Annotated in this window: 1 protein-coding gene; it reads left to right on the top strand. The window is 36.5% G+C overall.

What is annotated here, in order from left to right:
• Positions 1-279: 279 nt before the first annotated feature.
• Positions 280-1,107, top strand: an 828-nt coding sequence (locus tag AC1DRQ_RS31760; protein WP_477430176.1) for a lyase family protein, incomplete at its 3' end; no start/stop codon positions are given.

Here is a 1,107-nt window from a genome sequence, read left to right as displayed (position 1 = left end):
GTATTATTCTCTCTATTTGACTCATTGACTTTCCGGGTCAAAACTAAGGAAACATTTTTTGATTTCAAAGTTTCCAATTGAAATTACATTTACAAGACAAAGGCCCATAAATGTGGAGGTATGCAGATGATTATCAATGTTGTTATATTTTTTAGTATAACTGTTGACTTTTTGAAAATTGGACATCTAACTTAAAGAATTTCAATTTTCATATTTGAATATCAGCACATCTGTGATCCGCACATCTAATTTCTTACCTTTGCAAAAATTTAAAAGAACATGACGCTTACTTCTCTTTCAGCAATTTCACCAATTGATGGCCGCTATCGCAATACAACTGCTGAACTTGCTAACTATTTTTCTGAATACGCACTTATCAAATACCGTGTGTTTGTGGAGATAGAATATTTTATCGCTTTAGTTGAATATCCTTTGCCCCAACTGCAACAGTTTGATAAAACTCTATCAGAAAAGTTACGCGACATCTACAGAAATTTTAGTGAAGCCGATGCTGAAAGCATAAAAGAGATTGAAAAAACAACCAATCATGATGTAAAAGCGGTAGAATATTTCATCAAAAAAGAGTTTGATAAATTAAGCCTCGAACCCTATAAAGAGTTCATCCATTTTGGACTTACATCGCAGGATATTAACAATACAGCTATCCCCTACACCTTTAAACTTGCCATAAACAACAGCTACTATCCATCTATAAATGAACTAGTTAGCACATTAAAAGGCTATGCCCAGGAGTGGGATCAGATACCTATGCTGGCACATACGCATGGGCAACCAGCCTCACCAACACGTTTGGGTAAAGAGATACAAGTTTTTATTGAACGTTTGGAAGGTCAGTTGCAGCAATTAAAGTCGGTATCTTATTCGGCCAAGTTTGGTGGTGCTACCGGCAATTTCAACGCGCACCATATTGCTTATCCGGGTAAGGATTGGAAAGCCTTCGGTAATCACTTTGTAAATGATGTATTGGGTTTAAGCCGTTCGCAGTTTACCACTCAAATTGAACATTATGATAATTTTGCCGCTCAATGTGATGCATTGAAAAGGATAAACAATATCCTGATTGATCTGGACCGCGATATGTGGACC

The sequence above is a fragment of the Mucilaginibacter sp. P4_E8 genome (genome assembly GCF_056401495.1).
The sequence above is the reverse complement of the archived record's forward strand: the minus strand, read 5'-3'. Positions and strand labels throughout refer to the sequence as shown.